This window comes from Bosea sp. 685, from assembly GCF_031884435.1.
Lineage (GTDB): Bacteria > Pseudomonadota > Alphaproteobacteria > Rhizobiales > Beijerinckiaceae > Allobosea.
This window is the reverse complement of the sequence record NZ_CP134779.1, coordinates 2,383,209-2,405,034: the sequence shown is the minus strand read 5'-3', so window position 1 is coordinate 2,405,034 and position 21,826 is coordinate 2,383,209. Positions and strand designations below refer to the sequence as shown.

General features: G+C 66.9%; 20 protein-coding genes. 10 read left to right on the top strand and 10 right to left on the bottom strand.

What is annotated here, in order from left to right; all coding sequences use genetic code 11:
- The first annotated feature begins 3 nt into the window (after positions 1-3).
- Positions 4-1,146: an aminotransferase class V-fold PLP-dependent enzyme gene (locus RMR04_RS12800; RefSeq protein ID WP_311914994.1), complete on the top strand. Its 1,143-nt coding sequence runs from the start codon at positions 4-6 to the stop codon at positions 1,144-1,146.
- A gap of 103 nt (positions 1,147-1,249) precedes the next feature.
- Here the strand turns inward: RMR04_RS12800 and RMR04_RS12795 are convergent, their stop codons facing one another.
- Entirely contained in the window at positions 1,250-1,912 is a 663-nt protein-coding gene (locus RMR04_RS12795; RefSeq protein ID WP_311914993.1) for a DUF3313 domain-containing protein, read from the bottom strand.
- Between the two features lie 321 nt (positions 1,913-2,233).
- Here RMR04_RS12795 and RMR04_RS12790 point away from each other — a divergent pair, with 321 nt between their 5' ends.
- Positions 2,234-2,917: a TetR/AcrR family transcriptional regulator gene (locus RMR04_RS12790; RefSeq protein WP_311914992.1), complete on the top strand. Its 684-nt coding sequence runs from the start codon at positions 2,234-2,236 to the stop codon at positions 2,915-2,917.
- Between the two features lie 16 nt (positions 2,918-2,933).
- Here RMR04_RS12790 and RMR04_RS12785 read toward each other — a convergent pair whose 3' ends face one another.
- The 8 genes from RMR04_RS12785 to RMR04_RS12750 form a co-directional block, all read right to left on the bottom strand.
- Positions 2,934-4,085, bottom strand: coding sequence for a Gfo/Idh/MocA family protein (locus RMR04_RS12785; protein ID WP_311914991.1), 1,152 nt, complete (start codon positions 4,083-4,085; stop codon positions 2,934-2,936).
- A 15-nt stretch (positions 4,086-4,100) separates the two neighbouring features.
- Positions 4,101-5,159: a sugar phosphate isomerase/epimerase family protein gene (locus RMR04_RS12780; RefSeq protein WP_311914990.1), complete on the bottom strand. Its 1,059-nt coding sequence runs from the start codon at positions 5,157-5,159 to the stop codon at positions 4,101-4,103.
- A 120-nt stretch (positions 5,160-5,279) separates the two neighbouring features.
- Entirely contained in the window at positions 5,280-6,440 is a 1,161-nt protein-coding gene (locus RMR04_RS12775; RefSeq protein WP_311914989.1) for a Gfo/Idh/MocA family protein, read from the bottom strand.
- A 10-nt stretch (positions 6,441-6,450) separates the two neighbouring features.
- The gene (locus RMR04_RS12770) at positions 6,451-7,209 is read right to left on the bottom strand and encodes a sugar phosphate isomerase/epimerase family protein (protein ID WP_311914988.1); all 759 of its coding nucleotides are present in this window, start codon (positions 7,207-7,209) and stop codon (positions 6,451-6,453) included.
- Between the two features lie 26 nt (positions 7,210-7,235).
- The gene (locus RMR04_RS12765; protein ID WP_311914987.1) at positions 7,236-8,312 is read right to left on the bottom strand and encodes an ABC transporter ATP-binding protein; all 1,077 of its coding nucleotides are present in this window, start codon (positions 8,310-8,312) and stop codon (positions 7,236-7,238) included.
- Positions 8,313-8,314: 2 nt separating this feature from the next.
- Positions 8,315-9,223, bottom strand: a complete 909-nt coding sequence (locus tag RMR04_RS12760; protein ID WP_311914986.1) for a carbohydrate ABC transporter permease — start codon at positions 9,221-9,223, stop codon at positions 8,315-8,317.
- Positions 9,220-10,113: a carbohydrate ABC transporter permease gene (locus RMR04_RS12755; RefSeq protein ID WP_311914985.1), complete on the bottom strand. Its 894-nt coding sequence runs from the start codon at positions 10,111-10,113 to the stop codon at positions 9,220-9,222. The genes RMR04_RS12760 and RMR04_RS12755 overlap by 4 nt, the downstream gene beginning before the upstream one ends.
- Before the next feature lie 117 nt (positions 10,114-10,230).
- Positions 10,231-11,472, bottom strand: coding sequence for an ABC transporter substrate-binding protein (locus tag RMR04_RS12750; RefSeq protein WP_311914984.1), 1,242 nt, complete (start codon positions 11,470-11,472; stop codon positions 10,231-10,233).
- Between the two features lie 287 nt (positions 11,473-11,759).
- Here RMR04_RS12750 and RMR04_RS12745 point away from each other — a divergent pair, with 287 nt between their 5' ends.
- Complete coding sequence (locus RMR04_RS12745; RefSeq protein WP_311914983.1) at positions 11,760-12,776, top strand: LacI family DNA-binding transcriptional regulator; 1,017 nt, start codon at positions 11,760-11,762, stop codon at positions 12,774-12,776.
- A 102-nt stretch (positions 12,777-12,878) separates the two neighbouring features.
- Here the strand turns inward: RMR04_RS12745 and RMR04_RS12740 are convergent, their stop codons facing one another.
- Positions 12,879-13,625: a FadR/GntR family transcriptional regulator gene (locus RMR04_RS12740; RefSeq protein WP_311914982.1), complete on the bottom strand. Its 747-nt coding sequence runs from the start codon at positions 13,623-13,625 to the stop codon at positions 12,879-12,881.
- Positions 13,626-13,860: 235 nt separating this feature from the next.
- Between RMR04_RS12740 and RMR04_RS12735 the strand changes: the two genes are divergently transcribed.
- The 7 genes from RMR04_RS12735 to RMR04_RS12705 all read left to right on the top strand — a co-directional run bounded on the left by RMR04_RS12735 (position 13,861) and on the right by RMR04_RS12705 (position 21,784).
- Positions 13,861-14,628, top strand: coding sequence for an HpcH/HpaI aldolase family protein (locus RMR04_RS12735; RefSeq protein ID WP_311914981.1), 768 nt, complete (start codon positions 13,861-13,863; stop codon positions 14,626-14,628).
- 1 nt (position 14,629) lies between these two features.
- A complete protein-coding gene (locus RMR04_RS12730; protein ID WP_311914980.1) occupies positions 14,630-15,736 on the top strand; it encodes a four-carbon acid sugar kinase family protein in 1,107 nt (368 codons plus the stop codon).
- Complete coding sequence (pdxA, locus tag RMR04_RS12725; RefSeq protein WP_311914979.1) at positions 15,733-16,773, top strand: 4-hydroxythreonine-4-phosphate dehydrogenase PdxA; 1,041 nt, start codon at positions 15,733-15,735, stop codon at positions 16,771-16,773. Before RMR04_RS12730 ends, pdxA begins: the two co-directional genes overlap by 4 nt.
- A gap of 51 nt (positions 16,774-16,824) precedes the next feature.
- Positions 16,825-17,985: an iron-containing alcohol dehydrogenase gene (locus RMR04_RS12720; RefSeq protein ID WP_311914978.1), complete on the top strand. Its 1,161-nt coding sequence runs from the start codon at positions 16,825-16,827 to the stop codon at positions 17,983-17,985.
- 35 nt (positions 17,986-18,020) lie between these two features.
- Positions 18,021-19,454: an FAD-binding oxidoreductase gene (locus tag RMR04_RS12715; RefSeq protein WP_311914977.1), complete on the top strand. Its 1,434-nt coding sequence runs from the start codon at positions 18,021-18,023 to the stop codon at positions 19,452-19,454.
- A 75-nt stretch (positions 19,455-19,529) separates the two neighbouring features.
- Entirely contained in the window at positions 19,530-20,504 is a 975-nt protein-coding gene (locus RMR04_RS12710; protein ID WP_311914976.1) for a Bug family tripartite tricarboxylate transporter substrate binding protein, read from the top strand.
- Between the two features lie 68 nt (positions 20,505-20,572).
- Positions 20,573-21,784: a sialidase family protein gene (locus RMR04_RS12705; protein WP_311914975.1), complete on the top strand. Its 1,212-nt coding sequence runs from the start codon at positions 20,573-20,575 to the stop codon at positions 21,782-21,784.
- Positions 21,785-21,826 lie beyond the last annotated feature (42 nt).

Here is a 21,826-nt window from a genome sequence, read left to right as displayed (position 1 = left end):
GTCATGCTTCATCTGAACGCAGCCGGGGCCGGCCTGCCTCCAGCGATCGTCACCGAGACGATCGTGAACCATCTCCGCCGCGAGGCGGAGATGGGGCCGCATTGGGCTGCTTCGGAAGCACGCGAGCGGCTCAACGCTGTCCGCAGCAGCGCATCGGCATTGCTGGGATGCCGCGCGCGGAACATCGCCTTTGGCCCCAGCGCCGGGCGCCTTTGGGCGATGGCCTTGCTGAGCCGGCCCGTGACCGCCGGGGCCCGGATACTGGTCGCCCGCTCGGAATGGGCGAGCAACATCCTCAACCTGCTCAAGCTCCGGCGCGACTGCGGCGTGGTCATCGAGATCATGCCCATGGACGAGGCCGGCCTGATCGATGTCGCACGAACCGCGGCGCTGATCGATGATCGGACGATCGCGGTCTGCCTGCCCGTGGTCAGCAGCGGCTACGGCCTGCGCCAGCCGGTTGCGGCCATCGCCGCGTTGCCGCGTCCTGCCGGCTGCCTGCTGTTCGTCGATGCGGCCCAGGCGGTCGGGCAGCTCTCGATCGGCCTCGATGGGACGGAGATCGATGTGCTGGTGACGCCGGGCCGAAAATGGCTGCGCGGCCCGCGCGGCGAGGCGATGATGGCGCTGTCCGAGCGCGCCCTGAGGCAACTCGGCGACCCACCACTCCTCGACCAGACCGGGTCGCCCTGGACCGATGCATGGACCTATAGAAGCCTCGACGATGCCCGCCGCTTTGAAACCTATGAGTTCTCCGCCGCGAGCCGCCTCGGTCTGGGCGCCGCCATCGATCACGCGCTGGCGCAAGGCATTGCGGACATCCGCGAGGGCATCGGGGCGCGCCTGGCGCATCTGCATGAAGGCCTGTCGACGCTGCCAGGCATCCAGCTCTTCGAGCCATTGGACGCAGAGCCCCTGTTCCTCACCTTCGTCGCCGACAGCCTGCCGCCAGGCGAGTTGAACCAAAGGCTCGCCCAGGCCGGGATAGCAGCGGCGATCGTCGACCGCGCTTATGCGAGGCTCGATTTCGAGGCGCGCGGGCTGGCGGCCGTCAACAGAGTAGCGCCCCATATGTATTCGCGCGAAGCGGGTCTCGATCAATTCCTGAAAACGATGGAGACCATCTGCTCTCGACCCGCCAGATAGCGAACCGTCCGGGAATGCGTCACCGGATGCCCTCGCCTGTCCGGTATGGACCGGGCAAAGGCATCCGGCACCTTCACAGCCTGGAAGCTGTTCGGGACTTTGGTCACCGCAATTGCGTCATCAGCGCATCCGCACCCTTGTCGATCCCGACTTCGGCGGCGGTCAGCGCTCCGACGCTGGCCTTGATGTCGTAGGCGCTCGGATACTGCTTGGAGACGAAGGCGCTGAGCAGGCGCGAACTCGGAGCGTCGAAGATCTCAACCGCGTAGATGACCGAGCCGGTCAGCGAACCCTCGCCGTCGCGGACAGTCTGCACGCCGTTATAGACGGCGCCTGCAACGTCGAGGCGCGAGAAGGTGCCGAGGACCGGGGTGGTGGTCACCGCGCCCGTCAATGTCACCCTCACCCGCAGCGTGTTGGGTGCGCTCTGGTTCGTCAGCGCGAAGCGGCCGCTCAGCCTCTCCGTGAAGCGCCGCTGCATGTAGCTCGCCAGCGACGCCTTGTCGGCCTCCGACATGTCGCCGAACTGCTGGTCGCGTCCCCGATAGACCACGACCGGCTCGACGATGACCTTGCTGTAGCCGCGCCAATCCGCTCCGGAGGAATAGCGATAGGGCACGCGTCCGGAGCTGTCGGACGGGTTCGGCGCCAGATGGGCCGACGAGGCGACCTCGGAATAGGGCACCGGCTGCACGCCGGCGCATCCCGCCAGCGAGGCGCAGAACATCAGCAACGCCAGGCGGTTCGCCTGCGAATTCATGGGCATTTCAAACTCCTGTTTGGATCTATGGAAGCGGTAACGGGGGAAATCGGACTGGTACGCGACAGAGTCTGACGCTGCGCAGCGGCCATTCAGCGGGGGTCTTGCAGCTCCTTCGCGACACGAAAGACGAAAGCAGCCGGCAACCCGGAAAGAGCTGCCGCGCCGGAATGGCCCTGCGTCATTAATCAAACTATATCGTACTATTTACACGCTACCTTAGCCCGCCGCAAGCCTATAAGCGGGGCATCGAACGATCGGAGCCGTGGGCCGACGCTGACCAATCAGGCCGACGGACGCCGCGGGGACGGTTCGGAGAAAAACCAGATGGATGTCGCCAAGGCCGATCCGGACAAGAGCGCGCCAAAACGCAGCGGGCGGCCGACAAAGGAGCAGGCCGGGCGCATCACCGAGCACATCGTCGAGGTCGCGACAGAGCTCTTCCTGGAAGCCAATTTCGAGGCGACCAGCGTCGACCTGATCGTGGCGAAGGCTCGGATCTCGAAACAGACCTTCTATGCCCGCTTCGCCTCCAAGGAGGCGCTGTTCGCCGCCGTCGTCCGCAAAGGGATGAACGACCTCCCCAAGCTCGCCGCCGGCGAGGTGGACCGCAACGGCCCGATCGACGCGACCCTCATCCGGATCGGCCTCGATTTGTCCAGGCGTGCCTTCGGGCCTGCGGCGCTCGCACTCTACCGGCTTATCGCCTCCGAGGCGCATCAATTCCCGGAGCTTGCCCTCGCCTATCGCGAAAGCGGCGTCCGCTCGCGCGGGCTGATCGCCGGAATATTCTCCAACGCCATACACAACGGCCAGATCAAGCCGGCAGACGCCGACTTCCTGGCCGAGCAGTTTCTATACGTCGTGATCGAGGGGCCGGCCCGGGTTCTGGCTTTCGAGGGCGAGGCCGCGACATCGGAAAAAGCGCTGCGCGAGCGTGTCACCGCTGCGGTCAACCTGTTCCTGAACGGCTGTCGCGACCATCCCGCGCAACCCTCATCGGCCCGCTAAGACAAAGCGGCAGCCCTCACGGCTCCGCCGTCACCCAGAGCCCGCCCGCAGCGTGGGAGCGCAGCGCGGCATCGACCATGGCGACCCCGGCAAAGCCGTCCTCGATCGTCGGGAAGCTGACCATCGGATCGAGCGGCGCACCTTTGCGCCGGGCCAGGATCGCCTCGGCCACCTCCGCATAGATCGTCGCGAAGGCCTCCAGATAGCCTTCCGGATGGCCCGAGGGAATGCGGCTGACCCGCTGCCCGGCAGCGTTCACCGCCGCCGTGCCGCGGCGGATGAGGCGCGGCGCCTCCCCGAGCGGCGACCAGACAAGCTGATTGGGTTCCTCCTGAGACCAGTCGAGGCCACCTTTCTCACCGAAAACCCGCAGCCGCAGGCCGTTGTCGCAGCCCGGCGCGACCTGGCTCGCCCAGAGCGCGCCGCGCCCGCCATTGCCGTAGCGCAGCAGGATCTGGGCGTTGTCGTCGAGCCGGCGTCCCGGCACGAAGCTGGTCAACTCGGCCAGGATCTGCTCGGGAGCCATGCCGGTGACGAAATGCGCAAGCTGGTAGGCATGGGTGCCGATATCGCCGACACAACCGCCCGCGCCCGAACGCGCCGGGTCGGTGCGCCATTCCGCCTGCTTCTGGCCGCTGGCCTCGAGCGGCTCGGCGAGCCAGTCCTGCGGATATTCCATCTGCACGACCCGGATCGCACCGAGCTCGCCTGCCTGCACCATGGCACGGGCATGCCGGACCAGCGGATAGCCCGAATAATTATAGGTGACGGCGAAGATCAAACCGCTCGCCCGCGCCTTGTCGCGCAGGAGGCGCGCCTCCGCCAAAGTCGCCGTCAGCGGCTTGTCGCAGATCACATGCAGGCCCGCATCCAGGAACGCCTCGGCCACCGGCGCGTGCAGATGGTTGGGCGTGACGATCGCGACCACCTCGATGCCGTCGGGGCGCGCGGCCTCGGCCTGGGCCATGCTGCGATAGTCGGGATAGGAGCGCCCGGGCGGAAGCCCGATCGCCTCAGCCGAACGCCGCGCCTTGTCGGGCGAGGCGGAGAGCGCGCCTGCGACCAATTCGTAGCGATCGTCGAGGCGGGCGGCGATGCGGTGGACGGCGCCGATGAACGCGCCTTCGCCGCCCCCTACCATCCCCAGTCGAATGCGTGGCTCGGCCATCTCGCGTCTCCTCGTTCAGCTCAGGCCCAGCATGCGGCGCAATTGCGCATCATCGCTGCCGGCGCCGGCGAAATCATCGAACGCCTTGTCGGTGACGCGGATGATCTGGTCGGCGATGAAGGCCGCGCCCTCGCGTGCGCCGTCCTCGGGATGTTTCAGGCAGCATTCCCATTCCAGCACCGCCCAACGGTCATAGCCGATGGCGGCGAGCCTGGAGAAGATCGCCTTGAAATCGACCTGCCCGTCGCCCAGCGAGCGGAAACGGCCGGCGCGGTTGAGCCAGGGCTGGAAGCCGGAATAAACGCCTTGCCGGCCACTCGGATTGAACTCCGCATCCTTGACGTGGAAGGCCCGGATGCGCTCGGCATAGATGTCGATGAAGGCGAGATAATCGAGCTGCTGCAGCAGGAAATGCGACGGATCGTAATTGATCGCGCAGCGCGGATGGTTGCCGACGCGCTCCAGGAACATCTCGAAGGTCGCGCCGTCGAAGACATCCTCGCCGGGATGGATCTCGTAGCAGAGGTCGACACCAGCCTCCTCATAGGCGTCGAGGATCGGCCGCCAGCGCCGGCCAAGTTCATCGAAGGCGGTCTCGATCAGCCCGGGCGCACGCTGCGGCCAGGGATAGAGGAAGGGCCAGGCAAGCGCCCCGGTGAAGCTGACGCTGCCGCTGAGTCCGAGCCGGCGCGAGGCTTGCGCAGCCTTCATGAGTTGGTCGACGGCCCAGGCCTGACGCGCCTGCGGCTTGCCTCTGAGGGCCACCGGCGCGAAGGCGTCGAAGGCCTCGTCATAGGCGGGGTGGACGGCGACGAGCTGGCCCTGGAGATGGGTCGAGAGTTCGGTGATCGCGAGGCCATGGCTCGCCGCCACCCCGGCAACTTCGTCGCAATAGCTCTGCGAGCCCGCCGCCTTGTCGAGATCGAACAGGCGGGCATCGAAGGTTGGAATCTGCACGCCCTTATAGCCGAGCCCGGCCGCCCAGCCGCAGATCCCGTCGAAACTGTTGAACGGCGCAGCGTCTCCGGCGAACTGCGCCAGGAAGAGCGCCGGTCCTTTCATCGTAGCGGGCATCGATCTCTCCTGCGCGTCCAGCGTCTCTGGTTGATGCTGCGGACCAGCTCTCCAGCTGGTCCCGAATTGGCCTCCGGAGCGTCCACCCCGGAGGAATAGGCGGTGAATTGCCGGCCCCGTTCAGCCCGCCGCAGCGCGCCAATAGGAGGCGGCCTCCACATCCGAGAGCGGCGCGGGTCGCTCTATGCGCGACTCCACTGCGATCGTGCCGCCATGCTCGCCGGCCCGCAGGATCGCATGCATCGCTTCCAGCACATGGGCCGCGAAGGCGCCCGAGGCGCGATGCGGCGTTCCGTGCAGGACAGCGCTTGCCAGCTCGGCGATGCCAAGGCAGCGGTAATTCGCCCGGTCGGGTGCGCTGGCGGGCCAGTTCGGCGAGCGCCAATTCGGCTTGCCATAGAGCCGATCAGCGGAATCGAGCACCTGCCAGTCCTCGCCGCGCGCGGTGATCTCGACCGTGCCGCCGAAGAAATTCGGATCGGGCGCGCGCAGCGAGCCCTCGGTGCCGTAGAGCTCGATCGGCGGATGGCCGTGCTTCCACACGTCCCAGCTCATCGACAGCACGATGTCGGCGCCCGCAGCGAAATGCAGCAGCGCCATCACGGTCGTCGGTGTCTCGACCGTGATGCGGTCGCCTTTGCGCGCTCCCTCGGCTGTGACCACCCGCTCCGCGAATCCGATCGAGGCGCGGGCCTGCACGCTCTCGATCGGCCCGAGCAGGTTGCACAGCGCGCCGAGATAATAGGGCCCGATGTCGAGGATCGGCCCACCGCCGGGCTTGAAGAAGAACTCCGGATTCGGGTGCCAATGCTCCATGCCATGGGACATCAGGAAGCAGGAACCCGCCAGGACGCGCCCGACCTTGCCGCTGTCGATCGTCTCCCGGGCGAGCCGCCCGCCCGCGCCGAGAAAGGTGTCTGGCGCGCAGCCGAGCTTCAATCCGCGCCGATCGGCCTCCCGCACCAGCCGCAAGCCATCTTCCGCCGAGACACAGAGCGGCTTTTCCGAGAAGACGTGCTTGCCCGCCGTGAGCGCGGCATGGCTCACCGTGAAATGAGCGTTCGGCGTCGTCAGATTGACGACGATATCGACCTCCGGATCACGCAGCAATTCGTCGATCGTAAGCGCCCGGATGCCGAATTTTTCAGCCTGGGCACGCGCGCTCTCGGCGAGCAGATCGGCGCAGGCGACGAGGCGTACGCCTCGAAACAGCGCGAGGTTCTGCATGTAGATGGTTGAAATGACTCCGCAACCGACGATTCCAACACCAAGTTCGGTCATGTTCGCCTCCTCAGCGCCAGGACGCGACGGTGGCGAAGGCGCGCCGGGCAAAGCGGGCGACGTCGTTGGGCTTGTCGTGCTCGGCAACGAACAACGTCACGCCGATCTCCTGCAGCACCGGCAGGAGCTTTCCCCAATCGAGCACGCCATGGCCGGGGTCAGCCCAGCCATCTTCGTCCAGGCATTGGCCGGCAGGGGCGATGTCCTTGACATGGACGGCTTTGACACGGCCGGCATAGCGCCTGACCTCGGCTGCGGGATCGGCCCCGCCGCGCACGATCCAGGCAAGATCCGCCTCCCAAAGAGTATCGGGCGCCTCCTGCAGCATGATGTCGAGGAAGCGCCGGCCATCGGCCGCCTTGCCATATTCCCAATGATGGTTGTGCCAGCCGAAGTTCAGCCCCTCACCGATAACGACCTTGCCGATCCGGTTGAGCTCTTGGCCAATGGCCTTCCATTCGGCCTCGCCGCCCTCGCGCTCGCCGAGCGGCGGCGCGGGTGCGTAGATCGTGCCGATGCCGAGATCGCGACAAAGCTTGACCGCCGCCACCGGGTCCGCCCGCAGGCGGTCCAGGCCGACATGCGCTGTCGGCGCCGCGATGCCGTAATGCTCCAGTAGCCCCTTCAGCCTGTCCGGCTCGTTCAGGAGCCCGCCGAAGGGCTCGACCTTGCGATAGCCGAGGCCCGCCAGCAATTCGAATTGCTTCTCCAGCGGCTCGAGCATCCTGGCCGAGTAGAGCTGGAACGAAAGACCATCAAGCGGCGTCATGGGATTTCCTTTCGGTGCAGGGACAATCAGAGACGCCGGCCGGTGGCGGCGTCGAACAGGTTGAGCTTGTCGGACGGCAGCCTGAGCTGCATCGCCTCGCCCGCGACGGTGCAGGCCTCGGCCGGCAGGCGCATCGAGAGCGGATGGCCACCGACCCGCAGCCAGGCGAGCTGATCGCTGCCCATCGGTTCGACCATCTCGATTTTGGCTGGAACCTCGCCGCCGGCCTCGACATGCTCGGGGCGGATGCCGAGTTCGACAGGCGCGCCCTCTTGCGGCGGGGCCTCGAAAGCATAGCCGTTCAGCGGGATGGCGATGCCCTCGGTCAGGAAGCAGGGCACGCCCTCTTTCACCGCTAAGGCGCCGGGCAGGAAGTTCATTGCCGGCGAGCCGACGAAGGAGGCCACAAACCGGTTCGCCGGCCGGCGGTAGATCTCGTTGGGCGTGCCAAGCTGCTGGATCACCCGGTCCTTCATCACCGCGATGCGGTCGGCCAGCGTCAGCGCTTCGATCTGGTCGTGGGTGACGTAGATCATCGTCGCCGCCAGGCGCTGGTGCAGGCGCTTGATCTCGACCCGCAATTCGGCGCGAAGCTGGGCGTCGAGATTGGAGAGCGGCTCGTCGAACAGATAGACGCCGGCATCGCGCACCAGGGCGCGGCCAATGGCGACGCGCTGGCGCTGGCCGCCCGAGAGCTCGGCCGGGCGGCGATCGAGCAATTCGGTGATCTGCAGCGTCGCGGCGGCAGCGTTGACCCGCCTCTCGATCTCGGGCTTCGGCATGCCGGCGACCTTGAGGCCGAAGGACATGTTGCCGCGCACGGTCATGCGCGGATAGAGCGCATAGGACTGGAACACCATGGCGATGCCACGGTCCTTCGGCTCTTCCCAGGTAACGTTCTTGCCGCCGATCCAGATCTGCCCGGCCTGCACGTCGATGAGGCCTGCGACCGCGTTCAGCAGCGTCGACTTCCCGCAGCCGGAAGGGCCGAGCAGGACGATGAACTCCGATTGCGCCACGTCGAGATCGAGCTTCTCCAGCACGCGCACCGCGCCGAAGGAGATCTCGACCCCGCGGATGGAGACGTCGCAAAGCTTGCCCATGGTCAGCCTTTCACCGCGCCGGCGGCGATGCCGCGCACGAACCAGCGCCCGGAGGCGAAATAGACGGCGAGCGGGACGAGCGCCGTGAGAATGGTGGCGGCCATGTCGACGTTGTAGGCGCGCTCGCCCTGGGTGGAGTTGACGATGTTGTTGAGCTGCACCGTCATCGGCAGGTTCTCGCGGCCGGCGAAGATCAACCCGAGAATGAAATCGTTCCAGATGCCCGTGACCTGCAGGATGACGGCGACGATCAGCATCGGCGTCGCCATCGGCAGCATCACCGACCAGAAGATGCGGAAGAAGCCCGCCCCGTCGACACGCGCCGCCTTGAACAACTCCTGCGGCAGCGAGGCGAAGTAGTTGCGGAACAAGAGCGTCATCGTCGGCAGGCCGAAGATGGTGTGGATCAGCACGATGCCGAGGATCGAGTTGTTGATCCCGGCAAAGGCGAAGACGCGCACCAGCGGGTAGATGAAGATCTGGTAGGGCACGAAGGCCACGATCATCAGGGCACCGAAGAGCAGGCCCGCGCCGCGCACCTTCCAGAACGACAGAGCGTAGCCGGTGAGCGAACCCACCGCGATCGAGGCGACGACGGACGGCACCAGGATCTTCACCGAATTCATGAAGCCGACGCTGATGCCGTCGCATCTCAAGCCGGTGCAGGCCGCCGACCAGGCCTTGACCCAGGGCTCCAGGGTCGGCGCGCGCGGCAGAGCCAGGATCGCCCCGAGGCGGATCTCCTCCATCGGCTTGAGCGAAGTGACGAGCATCACATAGAGCGGCGTCAGGAAGAACAGCGCCGTCACGATCAGGAAGGCGTAGACGCCGATGCGGGCGGGCGTCAGCCGGCGTGGTCGCATGCCAGCGGGTTGGGTGATCGCAGGCGTGATCGTGGCGATCGCGGTCATGCGTGCGCCCTCCGGGCCCGGCGGCTCTGCCAGACCAGCCAGGGCGCGACCACGGCCGCAACCGTGATCAGCATCGAGGTCGCGGCCGCTGTGGCGAGGCCGAGATTGCCGCGCTCGAACAGGTGGTCCATGACGAATTTGGCCGGCACCTCAGAGGCGACGCCGGGACCGCCATTGGTCATTGCGACGGAGAGGTCGTAGAGGCGCACCACGCTGGTCGCGAGCAGGACGGCGGCGGTGGCGAAGCTCGCGCCGAGCATCGGGATCACGATCGAGAGATAGACCCGCCAGGCCGGCAGGCCGTCGATCCTGGTCGCCTTCCAGATATCCTCGTCGATGCCGCGCAGGCCCGCCAGCATGATCGCCATGACGAGGCCCGCCGCATGCCAGACGGCGGCGAAGACGAGCGTGTAGATCACCATGTCCTGGCGCACGATCCAGTCGAAGCGGAAGGACGGGAAGCCGAAATCCCGGACCATCTTCTCGATGCCGAAGCTCGGATTCAGCAGCCACTGCCAGACCAGGCCGGTGACGATGAACGACATCGAATAGGGGTAGAGGAAGATCGAGCGCAGCGTGTTCTCGGCCCGCACGCGCTGGTCAATCGCCACCGCCAGCAGGAAGCCCAGCGCCAGGCTCGCGATCAGGAACAGCGAGCCGAATACGGCGAGATTGGCGACCGAGACCTGCCAGCGCTCGTTACCCATCAGGGAGGCGTATTGGCGCAAGCCCACGAAGGTGGAATTCGGCAGCATCCGCGACGATGTCAGCGAGATCCACACGGTCCAGACCGTGCAGCCGAGATAGACCACGACGAGGACCAATAGCGCCGGCGACAAGGCGAGGCCCGCTGCGAGCCGGGACGCGGTTCGGTGTCTCACGAAGGGCATGGCATAGCTCCGCCGTAGAGCGATCCAAAGGGTCGGGTGATGCTCCGGAGAGGCCCCGGAACGGCCCTCGCCTGTCGAGGCGAGGGCGATGAGGAGAGCGAAAATCCGGGCAGCCGCTCAGAAGGGCTGCTTCAGCACGTCGGCGACCTTCGCCATGAAGGCGTCGGCGCTCATCGCCGGCGTGTTCCAATATTGCGAGATCACGTCTTCCATCGCGCCGGTCAGGGCGGGTGGCGAGAGCATCTCCTGGGAGGCGACCTGATGCTTCTTGTCCGCCAGGAGCTTCACCGCCTTCTGGGCGCAGGCGTCGAGGGAGCTGACATCGAGATCGAGCCGGACCGGGATCGATCCCTTCTTCTGAGCGAAGCGGATCTGCGTTTCCGGCTCGAGCATCACCTTGGCGAGCACCAATTGCGCCTTCTGCTGGGCCGGGTCCTTAAGCTTGGGAAAGGCGAAGACGTCGCCGCCCATCACATAGCCGCCCTCATTCGAGAGAATGGCGCAGCCGAACTCCTTGCCTGCCGTCTGGCCCGCCGCGGCGAACTCGCCCTTGGCCCAGTCGCCCATGATCTGCATGCCGGCCTTGCCCTGGATCACCAGATTGGTGGCGTCGTTCCAGTTCCGTCCGGGTGCGCCCGCGTCGATATAGCCGCGCAGCTTGCCATAGGTCTCGGCGACCGCTCTGAATTCGGGGCTCCTGGCCGCGGCCGGGTCGCGCTTGCCATGGATCGACGCCCAGAGCGCGGTACCGCCCTTGCCGACCAGCACGGCGTTGAAGAGGCCGCGCTCCCAGACCTTCTGGCCGCTGAAGGCGAGCGGGATCAGGCCCGCAGCCTTGAGTTTCTCAAGTGCGACCAGCGCCTCGTCCCAGTTCGCCGGCTCGGAGGCGCCGGCCTTCTCGAGCGCGGCCTTGGACAGCCACAACCAGTTCTGCCCGTGGATATTGACCGGCACCGCATACATCTTGCCGTTGCGGCTGGTGGCGTCGATGATCGCCTGAGGCATGACGCTCTTCCACTTCTGCTCGGTCGCGATCTGGTCGACATCGCGCAGCAGATCGTTCTCGACCAGCTCGTCGAACTGCTTGCCGGTGTTGAACTGCATGGCGGTGGGCGGCGTACCGCCGACGACGCGGTTGATGGCGGCGGTGCGGGCATTGACGCCCCCGGCGATCGCCGTGTCGACCCAGGTGCCGCCCGCTTTCGCGAACTGTTCGGCGAAGACCTTCACCGCCGCAGACTCGCCGCCTGAGGTCCACCAATGGATGACCTCAGCCTTCATCTCCTGTGCATTCGCCTGGAACGAGACACCGGCCGCGCACGCCAAGGCGAGAGCCGTCAAGCAAGGCTTGAGCTTCATGATCCTGTCCTCCCTGTATTCGCATCGTCGTTGAACCCGTGTCCGGGCGCGCTGCGATTTCGATTTGTAATCGATTACATTTTTTTCTATACTGCCACAGGAATGACGCCTGTCAAGCCGTTCCGAGACGGCGTCTTGGCAGGCCACCGGGATAACGATAGGGCAGATTGAGGCCAGCGCAATGTCCGATCCAGTTGGATCGTTCAATTGCTCTAGGTTATTGTTTTAACGCGCTTTCTTCACGCGAACCGGTATCTGCTTCGCTCGAAAACGCTCTGGGAACCGCGATGGACGAACGGCTGCGCAAACCAAGGATCGACGACGTCGCCAAGCGGGCGGGCGTCTCGACCGCCACTGTGAGCCGCGCCCTCGCCACCCCCGAGCAGGTGAAGCCGAAAACGCGCGAAGCCGTGGAAAAGGCGGTGCTGGAGACGGGTTACGTCCTCAATGTCGCGGCCCGCAATCTGCGCACCAACCGCACCCATGCGGTGCTCGCCGTGGTGCCTGACGTTGCCAACATCTTCTTCTCGCAGGTGCTGCGCGGCATCTCCGACACCTTGCACCAGCATGGCTACCGGCTGGTGATCGCCGATACCGGCAATGATCCCGAGCGCGAGCGCGACCATGCCGAATTCGCCCAGGCCGGCTGGGTCGACGGCCTGCTGCTGCTGAACGGGCGTCTTCTGCCCACCCCAGCGGGAGGGTGCCGCCGCCTGGCCGTGCCGACGGTCAGCCTGTGCGAGCGCATCCCGGGCTCCGACATCCCCTATGTCGAGACCGCGAACCGCGAGGCGGCGCGCGCGATGACGGAGCGCCTGCTGCAATTGGGACATCGCCGCATCGGCTATGTCTCCGGCCCGCCCAACAACATCCTGGAGCATGACCGTTTTGCCGGTTATCGGGATGCGCTGGCGGCGCGGGGCCTCGTCCCCGACCCCGCGCTGGTGCGCCCGGGCGACTACACGCTGGCCGCGGGCGAGGCCGCAGCGACCGCCTATCTGGCGCTTGCCGAGCTTCCCGACGCGGTCTTCGCCAGCAACGACGCCATGGCGATGGGCCTGATCCGGGGCTTTTCCGCCGCCGGGCTCTCGGTACCAGAGGCGGTCTCGATCGCCGGCTTCGACGACATCGAATTCGCCGGCGCCTACAACCCCGCCCTCACCACCATGCATCAGGCCCGCAGCGAGATCGGATCGCGCGCGACCACGATGCTGATCGATCTGATCGAAGGCCGCCAGCCCGCCAGCCGCGAGGTCCATCTGCCGGCCGAGATCGTCATGAGGGACAGCACGCGCGAGCGCTGAGCCAGAGCGTTTTCGAGCGAAGTGGCCACCGGTTCGCGTGAAGAAAACGCGTTAAAACAAAGAGCTAGAGCAATGTCCGATCCGATTGGATCGGACATTGCTCTAAAGGGCGAGATCCAGGACCCGCCCTTCGAAGAGCCGGTCATAAGAGCCCTTGATGTGCATGCGCATCGCATCCCGCGCCACTTCGGCGTCACGGGCGCGGATTGCCGCAAAGATGCGTGCATGCTCGTCCAGCACACCGGCAAGGCCCCCCGCCGGTCCGAGCAGCGAAAGCCCGTGCAGCTTCATGCCGACATTGATGTGGTCCTTCAGCGCCTGCATCGACGACAGGAAGAAGTAGTTGTTCGCCGCCTCCGCGATGGCGATGTGGAAGGCGTAATCGGCATCCTCGCGATGGCGATGCGCATGGGTGGTGTCGCGCAGCAGCTCGAAAGCACTGCCGATGGCCTCCAGCGCCGCCACATTATGGCGCTTGGCGGCATAGAAAGCATTGGCCGGCTCGACCTCGAGCCGGAACTCGTAGCAGCGCTGCACATCGGCGATCGTGCCGACCGGCGCGAAGGCCAGCGCCCTGCCCTGCTCCGCCTCGCTCCCGCGCACGAAGGTGCCCGCGCCCTGGCGGGAAAAGATCAGCCCGTCCTCGCGCAGGCGGCGCAGCGCCTCGCGCACCACCGGCCGCGACACGCCGTAGATCGCCGACAGGTCGTGCTCGCCGGGCAGCCGCGAATGGCTGGCGTATTCGCCCGAGGCGATCCGGGCGCGCAATTGATGATGCACGCGCTGCACCAATGGCGAGGGCGGAATGGCGTCCGCGGAACGCGCTGGCTTGCCTAAAGTCTGATCCATGGCCGCATGCTTACAACTATTTACAAATCAGTCAATCGCTCGGTCAAAACGCCGCGGAAGGCCCATATCGACAGACAAATTACAACATGTTGACATATCTGGCCGGATGATGTTCAACCCCGTCAAGGCCCGAAGAGGCCGGCTCATGGAGGCATCCCAAGGACCGCGCGCTACGGCGCAACCGCCCGCCTTCCGTGATCCGCTGCCCCGATGGGTGTCTTTCAGCAGGTGGATGATGGCTGACGTCAGGACGAACGGTTTCAAGCGCGATCTCGGCAAGCGGCAGATGCTCGGCATCTTCTCGACGCTGGCCAGCCCCACCCTCACCGAGCTCTTCGCGCAGGTCGGCTTCGACTGGATCCTGATCGACACCGAGCACAGCCCCAATGAGCCCGGCGATGTCGTCGCCCAGTTGCAGGCGATGTCGGCCTTGCCCGCCGAAGCGATCATCCGGCCGGCCTGGAACGACCTGGTGCTGGTCAAGCGCGTGCTCGATCTCGGCGCCCAGACCCTGCTCTTCCCTTATGTCCAGAATGCCGAGGAAGCGGCCCGCGCCGTCAGCTACACCCGCTATCCGCCCCATGGCGTGCGTGGCGTCTCCGGCAGCTCGCGCGCGGCGGCCTATGGCCTGATTCCCGACTATTTCGCCAAGGTGCAGCAGGAGATCTGCGTCATCGTGCAGATCGAGACGATCGAGGCGCTGGCCGATATCGAAAAGATCGCGGCGGTCGACGGCGTCGACGCCGTCTTCATCGGCCCCGCCGATCTTGCCGCCTCGATGGGCCATCTCGGCAACACGCAACATCCCGAGGTCCAGGCCGCGATCGATGACGGCTTCCGCCGCCTGAAGGCCATCGGCAAGCCCGCCGGCTACCTCACCAATAACGAGGCCGAGGCCGTGCGGCGCGTCGCGCAAGGCATCGATTTCGTCGGCGTCGCCAATGACACCACGATCGTGGTGCGCGGCTCCAAGGCGCTGCTCTCGGCGGTGAAGGCGAGCTGAGATGGGCCCGCTCCGGCTCCTGGCCGACGACCTGACCGGTGCGCTCGACAGCGCAGCCGCGTTCGGCTCGCCCGCCGAGCCGGTCGCGGTGTGCTGGCGCGGCGAAGCTCCCGCGGAGGGCGCCATCGCCATGGACAGCCGCAGTCGCGAGATCTCAGCGGAGGAAGCCCGCAGCGCCGTCGCCATGATCGCTCCCGCCTTATGGGCGCGCGGCTCGGGCCTCGCCTATAAGAAGATCGACAGCCTGTTGCGTGGCCAGGAGGTCGCCGAGATCGCCACGATCCTCGGCCTGCTGCGCCCGGCCCATTGCATCATCGCTCCGGCCTTCCCGGCACAGCGCCGGATCACGCGCGCCGGGCAGCAATGCGCCTGGGCAAATGGTGAATGGCGCCCGGTGCCCGCCGACCTCGCCGCCGGGCTCGCAGTGGCGGGGCATGCCGTCACGCAAGCCGTTCCGGGAGATGCCCTGCCCCCGGGCATCAGCCTCTGGGATGTCGAGACCGACGCCGATCTCGACGCCGTCATCGCGGCCGCCACCGGACTCGACGACGTGCTCTGGGTCGGAAGCGCGGGGCTGGCGGCGGCGCTCGCGCGGGCAACCGGCATCACCCGTGGGATCGATGACCGCCCGCTCGCAGGCAAGGTTCTCGGGCTCATCGGCTCGGACCATGCGGCGATCGGCGAGCAACTCGACCGGCTCGGCCCGCTTCACATCGTTCTGGATCCTGCCTGCAATGCCGAAATCGCCCGGCGCCTCACTCATGACGGCATCGTCTTCGCAAGCGTCGCGTTGCCGGACGGCACCTCGCGCCGCGACGCCGCCGCACTGATCGACGCGCGGCTGGCCGCCCTCCTGCAGGACTTCGACCGCCCGGACACGCTCTTCGCCGCCGGCGGCGAGACCTTGCGCGGCATCTGCGAGAGCCTCGGCACTGAGCGCCTCGACGTCACCGGCGAGATCATGCCGGGCGTGCCCCGCTCGATCATGCGCGGCGGCCGCTGGGACGGCGTCGCCGTGATCTCGAAATCGGGCGCCTTCGGCGCTCCGGACCTTCTTCAACAGCTCGCCGCGCCCCGGATCGCGGCCTTTGCCGGAGCGGCAGCATGAAACCTCACCTTGCCATCACCATGGGCGATCCCGCAGGCGTCGGTCCCGAGATCATCGTCAAGGCCTGCCTCGCCCTCAAGGACAGGCTGGCGAGCGGCGATCTGCGCCTGCTCGTCATCGGCAGCAATCCGGCGCTTGCCGAGGCGCGCCGCCTGCTCGGCGCCGACATCGCCATTCCCGAGGTCTCCGAGAGCGAGGTCTGGCCACATCTCGCCTGTCTGCAGGCGGGGCCCGAGGGCGAACCGATCCGCCCGGGCGTGCTCTCCTCCGATGGCGGCCGTTTCGCCTATCTCGCGGTCGAGAAGGGCGTGAAGCTCGCCCAGGCCGGCCGCATCGGCGGCATCGTGACGGCGCCGCTGAACAAGGAGGCGCTGAACAAGGCCGGCTACAAATTCGCCGGCCATACCGACATGCTGGCGACGCTGACCGGCGCCAAGGGCTCGGTGATGATGCTCGCTCATGGCGGCATGCGGGTGAGCCATGTCACCACCCATGTCGCGCTCAAGGATGTGCCCGCCAAGCTGACGCCGGAGCGGCTGCGCTATGTGCTCGACCGCACCGACGAGGCGCTCTCCGCGCTCGATCTCGGCCGGCGCAAGATCGCCGTCGCGGCGCTCAACCCCCATGCCGGCGAAGGCGGATTGTTCGGCCGTGAGGACGACGAGGTCTCGGCGCCGACCATCGCCAAGGCGATCACTGATGGTCTCGACGTGGTCGGACCGGTGCCGGGCGACACGGTCTTCGTCAAGCTGCGCGCCGGCCAGTACGACGCCGTCGTCGCGATGTATCACGACCAGGGCCACATCCCGGTGAAGCTCCTGGGTTTCCACGTGAACCCCGAGACCGGCACCTGGGATTCGCTCTCGGGCGTCAACATCACGCTCGGCCTGCCGATCGTGCGGACCTCCGTCGACCATGGCACCGCCTTCGACATTGCCGGCAAAGGCATCGCCAACGAGCTCAGCCTGATCGAAGCGATCGAATACGCCGAAAAACTGGCGGCGGCGCGCGGCCTCACCGCCGACCGCGCGGCCTGATAGCGCCACACCTGAAAGCGCCAAAAGCTAAAAGCACCAAGGGAGGCGACTATGAACATCCACGCGCCCAGCCAGATCGCCCTCGCGAGCCTCGCCACGCCGATCACGATCACCCGGCCGAAGATCATCGAGTTCGGCTCCGGCACGGCCCCGCTCGCCGGGCGTTGGGCTGCGGCCCAGGGGCTCTCTCGCATCCTCGTCGTGGCGGATGCCTTCAACGCCGCTCGCGTCGATCTGCTCGGCCTGACCGGCGAGGTCACGATCTTCGGCGAGGTCCGCCCCGAGCCTGACGTTCCCAATCTCGAAGCGGTGCTGGCCGTCGCCGAACGGGTGAAGCCCGATCTCGTCATCGGCTTCGGTGGCGGCAGCGCCATGGACCTCGCCAAGCTCGTCGCGGTCCTGCCGGGCTCCGGCCAGTCTCTCCATGACGTCGTCGGCCCCGAGAAGGTCGCCGGCAAGCGCTCGGCCCTGATGCAGGTGCCGACCACCTCGGGCACCGGCAGCGAGGCCGGCACGCGCGCCCTGGTCACCGACCCCAAGACTCAGAACAAGCTCGCCGTGCAGAGCCTGCACATGCTTGCCGACATCGCGGTGATCGACCCCGACCTGACGCTGACCCTGCCGCCGGCGGTCACCGCTGCGACCGGCGTCGACGCCATGGCCCATTGCGTCGAGGCCTTCACCAGCCTGAAGGCGCATCCGTTGATCGACATGTATGCGCTCGAGGGCGTGCGTCTGGTCGGACGCTTCCTCGGCCGCGCCATCGCCGACGGTTCCGACATCGAGGCCCGCGCCGGCCTGTCGCTCGCCTCGCTCTATGGCGGCTACTGCCTCGGCCCGGTCAACACGGCCGCCGGCCACGCCGTCGCCTATCCGCTCGGCACGCGCCACCATATCGCCCATGGCGCGGCCAACGCGCTGATCTTCCCGCATACGCTCGCCTTCAACGCGCCGGCCGTGCCGGAGAAGACCGCCGCGATCCTCGCCGCGCTCGGCCTGAAAGCCTCGGCCCGACAGGAGGAGGTCTTCGAGGGCGCCCACCGCTACTGCGCCGAACTCGGCTGCGAGATGAAGCTGTCGCGTCTCTCCGTGCCGCGCGACGACCTCCCGGTCATGGCGAGCGAGGCTCACGCCATTCGCCGCCTGCTCGACAACAACCCGCGCGACATCAGCCGCGACGAGATCCTGGCCCTCTACGAAGCCGCCTACTGAGCGCCGCTCGCCAGACGCGAACAGGGAGAGAAGCGATGACAGTCCATGCCACGCCCATGATCGTCGAGCGCCTCGCGGCGATCGTCGGGGCGCGGCATGTCATCGGCCCCGACGGCGACCAGGAGCCTTATCTCGTCGACTGGCGCGGGCGCTATCGCGGCACGGCCGAGGCGATCGTGAAGCCGGCGAGCACCGCTGAGGTCGCGGCCATCGTCAAGCTCTGTGCCGAACTCGGCTTCGCCATCGTCCCGCAAGGCGGCAATACCGGCATGTGCGGCGCGGCGACCCCGCTCAGTGGGCGCCCGAATGTCGTGCTGCGGCTCGACCGCATGAACAAGATCCGCGCCATCAGCCGGCTCGGCGATTCCATCGCGGTCGATGCCGGTTGCATCCTCGCCGATGTCCAGAAGGCGGCCGAGACGGCCGACCGCCTGTTCCCCTTGAGCCTCGGCGCCGAGGGCTCCTGCCAGATCGGCGGCAACCTCTCGACCAATGCCGGCGGCACGGCCGTGCTGCGCTACGGCACGACGCGCGAGCTCACCCTCGGGATCGAAGCCGTGCTGCCGGACGGTTCCGTGCTCGATTTGATGACGAGCCTGCGCAAGGATTCCACCGGGGTCGATCTCAAGCAGCTCTTCATCGGCGCCGAGGGCACGCTCGGCATCATCACCGGCGCGGTACTTAAACTCTTCCCCCGCCCGCGCCAGCGCAGCGTCGCCCTCGCCAAGGCCGAGGATATCGAGGCGATGCTCGATCTTCTCGCGTTGGCCCGCACCGAGCTCGGCGACCGGCTCGGCGCTTTTGAGGTGATGTCGCGCGGACAGGTTGAGGTCATCGCCGAGCACGTGCCCCATGTCGCAATCCCCTTCGCGCTCGACGCGCCCTGGTTCGTGCTGATTGAGCTCGTCGACACGCTGCGGGGCATCGACCTCCCCGCCGAGATGGAAGCGATGCTGGCCTCGGCCTTCGAGCGCGGGCTGATCGGCGACGCCCTCGTCGCTTCGAGCGAAGCCCAGGCCGCTGCGCTCTGGGCTATCCGCCACAGCGTCTCGGAAGGCTCCAAGCGCGCCGGCTACGTCGTCTCGCATGACAGCGCCGTGCCGCTCGAACATCAGGCCGAATTCGTGCGCCGGGTCGAGGCGCGCATCGCGGCAATCCAGCCCGAGGCGCGCATCGTCATGCATGGCCATCTCGGCGACGGCAACATCCATGTGCTCGCCATCCTGCCCGGCATCGCCGCCGACCAGCGCAAGACGCTCGCCCCCGTCGTCAGCGCGATCAACCAAGCCGTCGACGAGGAGACGGCGGCGCTCGGCGGTAGCATCAGCGCCGAGCACGGCATCGGCATCGCCAATAAGGAGCGCCTCAACCACGTGACGGCGCCGCTCGAAATGGCCCTGCTGCGGCAGGTCAAAGGGCTGCTCGATCCGCAGGGGCTGATGAATCCGGGCAAGGTCCTCAGCGACTGACGAGATCTTGGGCGTCGATCTTGGGTGTCTGAACGACGCCATACGAACAAAAAAGCGATGCAAGGGAGAGTAGAGATGAACCGACGCGATGTCCTGGCTGCACTGAGCCTCCTGCTCGGCCCGGCTCCCGCCTTCGCGCAAGGCGCTGGCTACCCGTCGAAGCCGGTCAGCATGATCGTGCCCTTCTCGGCCGGCGGCACCGCCGACATCTTCGCCCGCATGGTCGGCGAGCATCTGCAGAAGAGCTGGGGCCAGCCCTTCGTGACCGAGAATGTCGGCGGCGCCGGCTCGATCGTCGGGATCACGCGGATCGCGCGCGGGACGCCGGACGGCAGCATCCTCGGCCTCGCCTCGACCTCGGGCCTCTCGATCAACCCGACGCTTTATGGGGCGAAGCTGTCCTATCGCCCGGCGCAGGACCTCCTGCCCATCGCCCAGATCAGCATGGTTCCGAACGTGCTCGTGGTGAACCCCGACAAGATCAAGGCCCGCACCGTCCCGGAGCTGATCGCCCATCTCAAGGCCAATCCGGACAAGGTCTCCTTCGGCTCGGCCGGCGTCGGCACCTCGCAGCATCTGGCGGCCGAGCTGTTCAAGCAGATGACCGGCACGCAGATGACACATGTGCCCTATCGCGGCTCGAGCCAGATGGTCACTGACCTCATCAGCGGCAATATCGATCTCGCCTTCGACAATGTGCCGCTGCTGCTGCCGCAGGCGGCGGGCGGCAAGCTCGCCCTGATCGCGACCGCAACCGCCAAGCGCGCGGCCTTCGACCCCAACCTGCCGGCGCTGTCGGAATACCTGCCTGGCTTCGAGGCCGTCGCCTGGCACGGCTTCGTCGCCCCCGCGGGCACGCCCAAGCCTGTGATCGACAAGCTCTCGGCCGAGATCCGCAGCTTCATGCAGAAGCCCGAGACGGCCAAAAAGATGGACGAGGTCGGTGCCATCGCGGTTGCGCTCGGCCCCGACGAATTCGCCGCCTACATCGCCTCCGAGACCACCCGTTGGAAGGCAGTCATCGAAGCGGCGGCCATCAAGATCGACTGAGCCGCATCCACAGCGGCGCCGAGCCACGGGGCGAGATGCCCGCGCAGACCAGAAGGAGGCCTTCCGAAATGGGAGCCCATTCGACCGATATCGCACCCGCCGGCCTCTCCGAGCGCAGCGGCATCCTGCATCCGCGCGAGGGCGATGCGCAGTGCATCGAGGCCTATCTGCCCTCGCCTTGCGTCCAGAACCACGCGGCCAACATCGCCGCGCTCGGCAATGGCGATCTCGCCATCGTCTGGTTCGGCGGCACGCAGGAAGGCATCCCGGACATCTCGGCCTATGTCTCGCGATTGCCCAAGGGCGGCGAGCGCTGGTCGGCCCCGGTCAAGCTCTCCGACGATCCGGCGCGCTCCGAGCAGAACCCGGTGCTGTTCACCACGCCGCGTGGCGAGCTCTGGCTGATCTGGACCGCGCAGATCTCCGGCAACCAGGACACGGCGCTGGTGCGCAAGCGCGTCTCGCATGACCATGGCCTGACATGGGGGCCGATCGAGATCCTGTTCGACGCGCCCAAAGGCCATGGCCTGTTCGTGCGCCAGCCTCCCCTGGTGCTCGACAATGGCGATTGGGTGATCCCGGTCTTCCATTGCGTCAGCGTGCCCGGCGCCAAATGGGTCGGCGACCACGACATCAGCGCGGTGCGCGTCTCTTCCGACGCCGGCAAGAGCTGGGTTGAGCATGCCGTGCCCGGCTCGATCGGCTGCGTGCACATGAACGTGCTGAAGACCAAGGACGGGCTCGTCGCGTTCTATCGCAGCCGCTGGGCCGATTTCATCTATGCCAGCCGCTCGACCGACGGCCGCATCTGGACGGCGCCCGAGCCGACCGCGCTGCCCAACAACAACTCCTCGATCCAGGCGACCGTGCTCGCCGACGGCCGCATCGCGCTCGTCTTCAATCACTCCAGCGCAGCCGACGCGACCGACCGGCGCACCGGCCTCTATGACGACATCGAGGATGAGGAGGCAGGCGCGCCACAAGCCGAGGCCGCCCCTGCCCCGGTCGAGCCTCATCGCACCGCCTTCTGGGGCGCGCCGCGCGCGCCGATGACGCTGGCGCTGTCCTCCGATGGCGGCCGGAGCTGGCCCGCGATGCGCGACCTCGAAACCGGCGACGGCTTCTGCATGACCAACAACTCCAAGGACCAGCTCAACCGCGAATTCTCCTACCCGTCGATCACACAGACGCCGGACGGGGCGCTGCACATCGCCTTCACCTATTTCCGCCGCGCCATCAAATACGTCCGCGTCGCGCCCGATTGGGCGGCCAAAAGCTGAACAAATCCGAGCCTGAACAAGACCAAGAACAGCAAGACCAAG

Excerpts from the sequence above, each read along its gene's own strand:
- RMR04_RS12800 (WP_311914994.1), top strand. The coding sequence starts at position 4 with ATGCTTCATCTGAACGCAGCCGGGGCCGGCCTGCCTCCAGCGATCGTC.
- RMR04_RS12795 (WP_311914993.1), bottom strand. The coding sequence starts at position 1,912 with ATGCCCATGAATTCGCAGGCGAACCGCCTGGCGTTGCTGATGTTCTGC.
- RMR04_RS12790 (WP_311914992.1), top strand. The coding sequence starts at position 2,234 with ATGGATGTCGCCAAGGCCGATCCGGACAAGAGCGCGCCAAAACGCAGC.
- RMR04_RS12785 (WP_311914991.1), bottom strand. The coding sequence starts at position 4,085 with ATGGCCGAGCCACGCATTCGACTGGGGATGGTAGGGGGCGGCGAAGGC.
- RMR04_RS12780 (WP_311914990.1), bottom strand. The coding sequence starts at position 5,159 with ATGCCCGCTACGATGAAAGGACCGGCGCTCTTCCTGGCGCAGTTCGCC.
- RMR04_RS12775 (WP_311914989.1), bottom strand. The coding sequence starts at position 6,440 with ATGACCGAACTTGGTGTTGGAATCGTCGGTTGCGGAGTCATTTCAACC.
- RMR04_RS12770 (WP_311914988.1), bottom strand. The coding sequence starts at position 7,209 with ATGACGCCGCTTGATGGTCTTTCGTTCCAGCTCTACTCGGCCAGGATG.
- RMR04_RS12765 (WP_311914987.1), bottom strand. The coding sequence starts at position 8,312 with ATGGGCAAGCTTTGCGACGTCTCCATCCGCGGGGTCGAGATCTCCTTC.
- RMR04_RS12760 (WP_311914986.1), bottom strand. The coding sequence starts at position 9,223 with ATGACCGCGATCGCCACGATCACGCCTGCGATCACCCAACCCGCTGGC.
- RMR04_RS12755 (WP_311914985.1), bottom strand. The coding sequence starts at position 10,113 with ATGCCCTTCGTGAGACACCGAACCGCGTCCCGGCTCGCAGCGGGCCTC.
- RMR04_RS12750 (WP_311914984.1), bottom strand. The coding sequence starts at position 11,472 with ATGAAGCTCAAGCCTTGCTTGACGGCTCTCGCCTTGGCGTGCGCGGCC.
- RMR04_RS12745 (WP_311914983.1), top strand. The coding sequence starts at position 11,760 with ATGGACGAACGGCTGCGCAAACCAAGGATCGACGACGTCGCCAAGCGG.
- RMR04_RS12740 (WP_311914982.1), bottom strand. The coding sequence starts at position 13,625 with ATGGATCAGACTTTAGGCAAGCCAGCGCGTTCCGCGGACGCCATTCCG.
- RMR04_RS12735 (WP_311914981.1), top strand. The coding sequence starts at position 13,861 with ATGGCTGACGTCAGGACGAACGGTTTCAAGCGCGATCTCGGCAAGCGG.
- RMR04_RS12730 (WP_311914980.1), top strand. The coding sequence starts at position 14,630 with ATGGGCCCGCTCCGGCTCCTGGCCGACGACCTGACCGGTGCGCTCGAC.
- pdxA (WP_311914979.1), top strand. The coding sequence starts at position 15,733 with ATGAAACCTCACCTTGCCATCACCATGGGCGATCCCGCAGGCGTCGGT.
- RMR04_RS12720 (WP_311914978.1), top strand. The coding sequence starts at position 16,825 with ATGAACATCCACGCGCCCAGCCAGATCGCCCTCGCGAGCCTCGCCACG.
- RMR04_RS12715 (WP_311914977.1), top strand. The coding sequence starts at position 18,021 with ATGACAGTCCATGCCACGCCCATGATCGTCGAGCGCCTCGCGGCGATC.
- RMR04_RS12710 (WP_311914976.1), top strand. The coding sequence starts at position 19,530 with ATGAACCGACGCGATGTCCTGGCTGCACTGAGCCTCCTGCTCGGCCCG.
- RMR04_RS12705 (WP_311914975.1), top strand. The coding sequence starts at position 20,573 with ATGGGAGCCCATTCGACCGATATCGCACCCGCCGGCCTCTCCGAGCGC.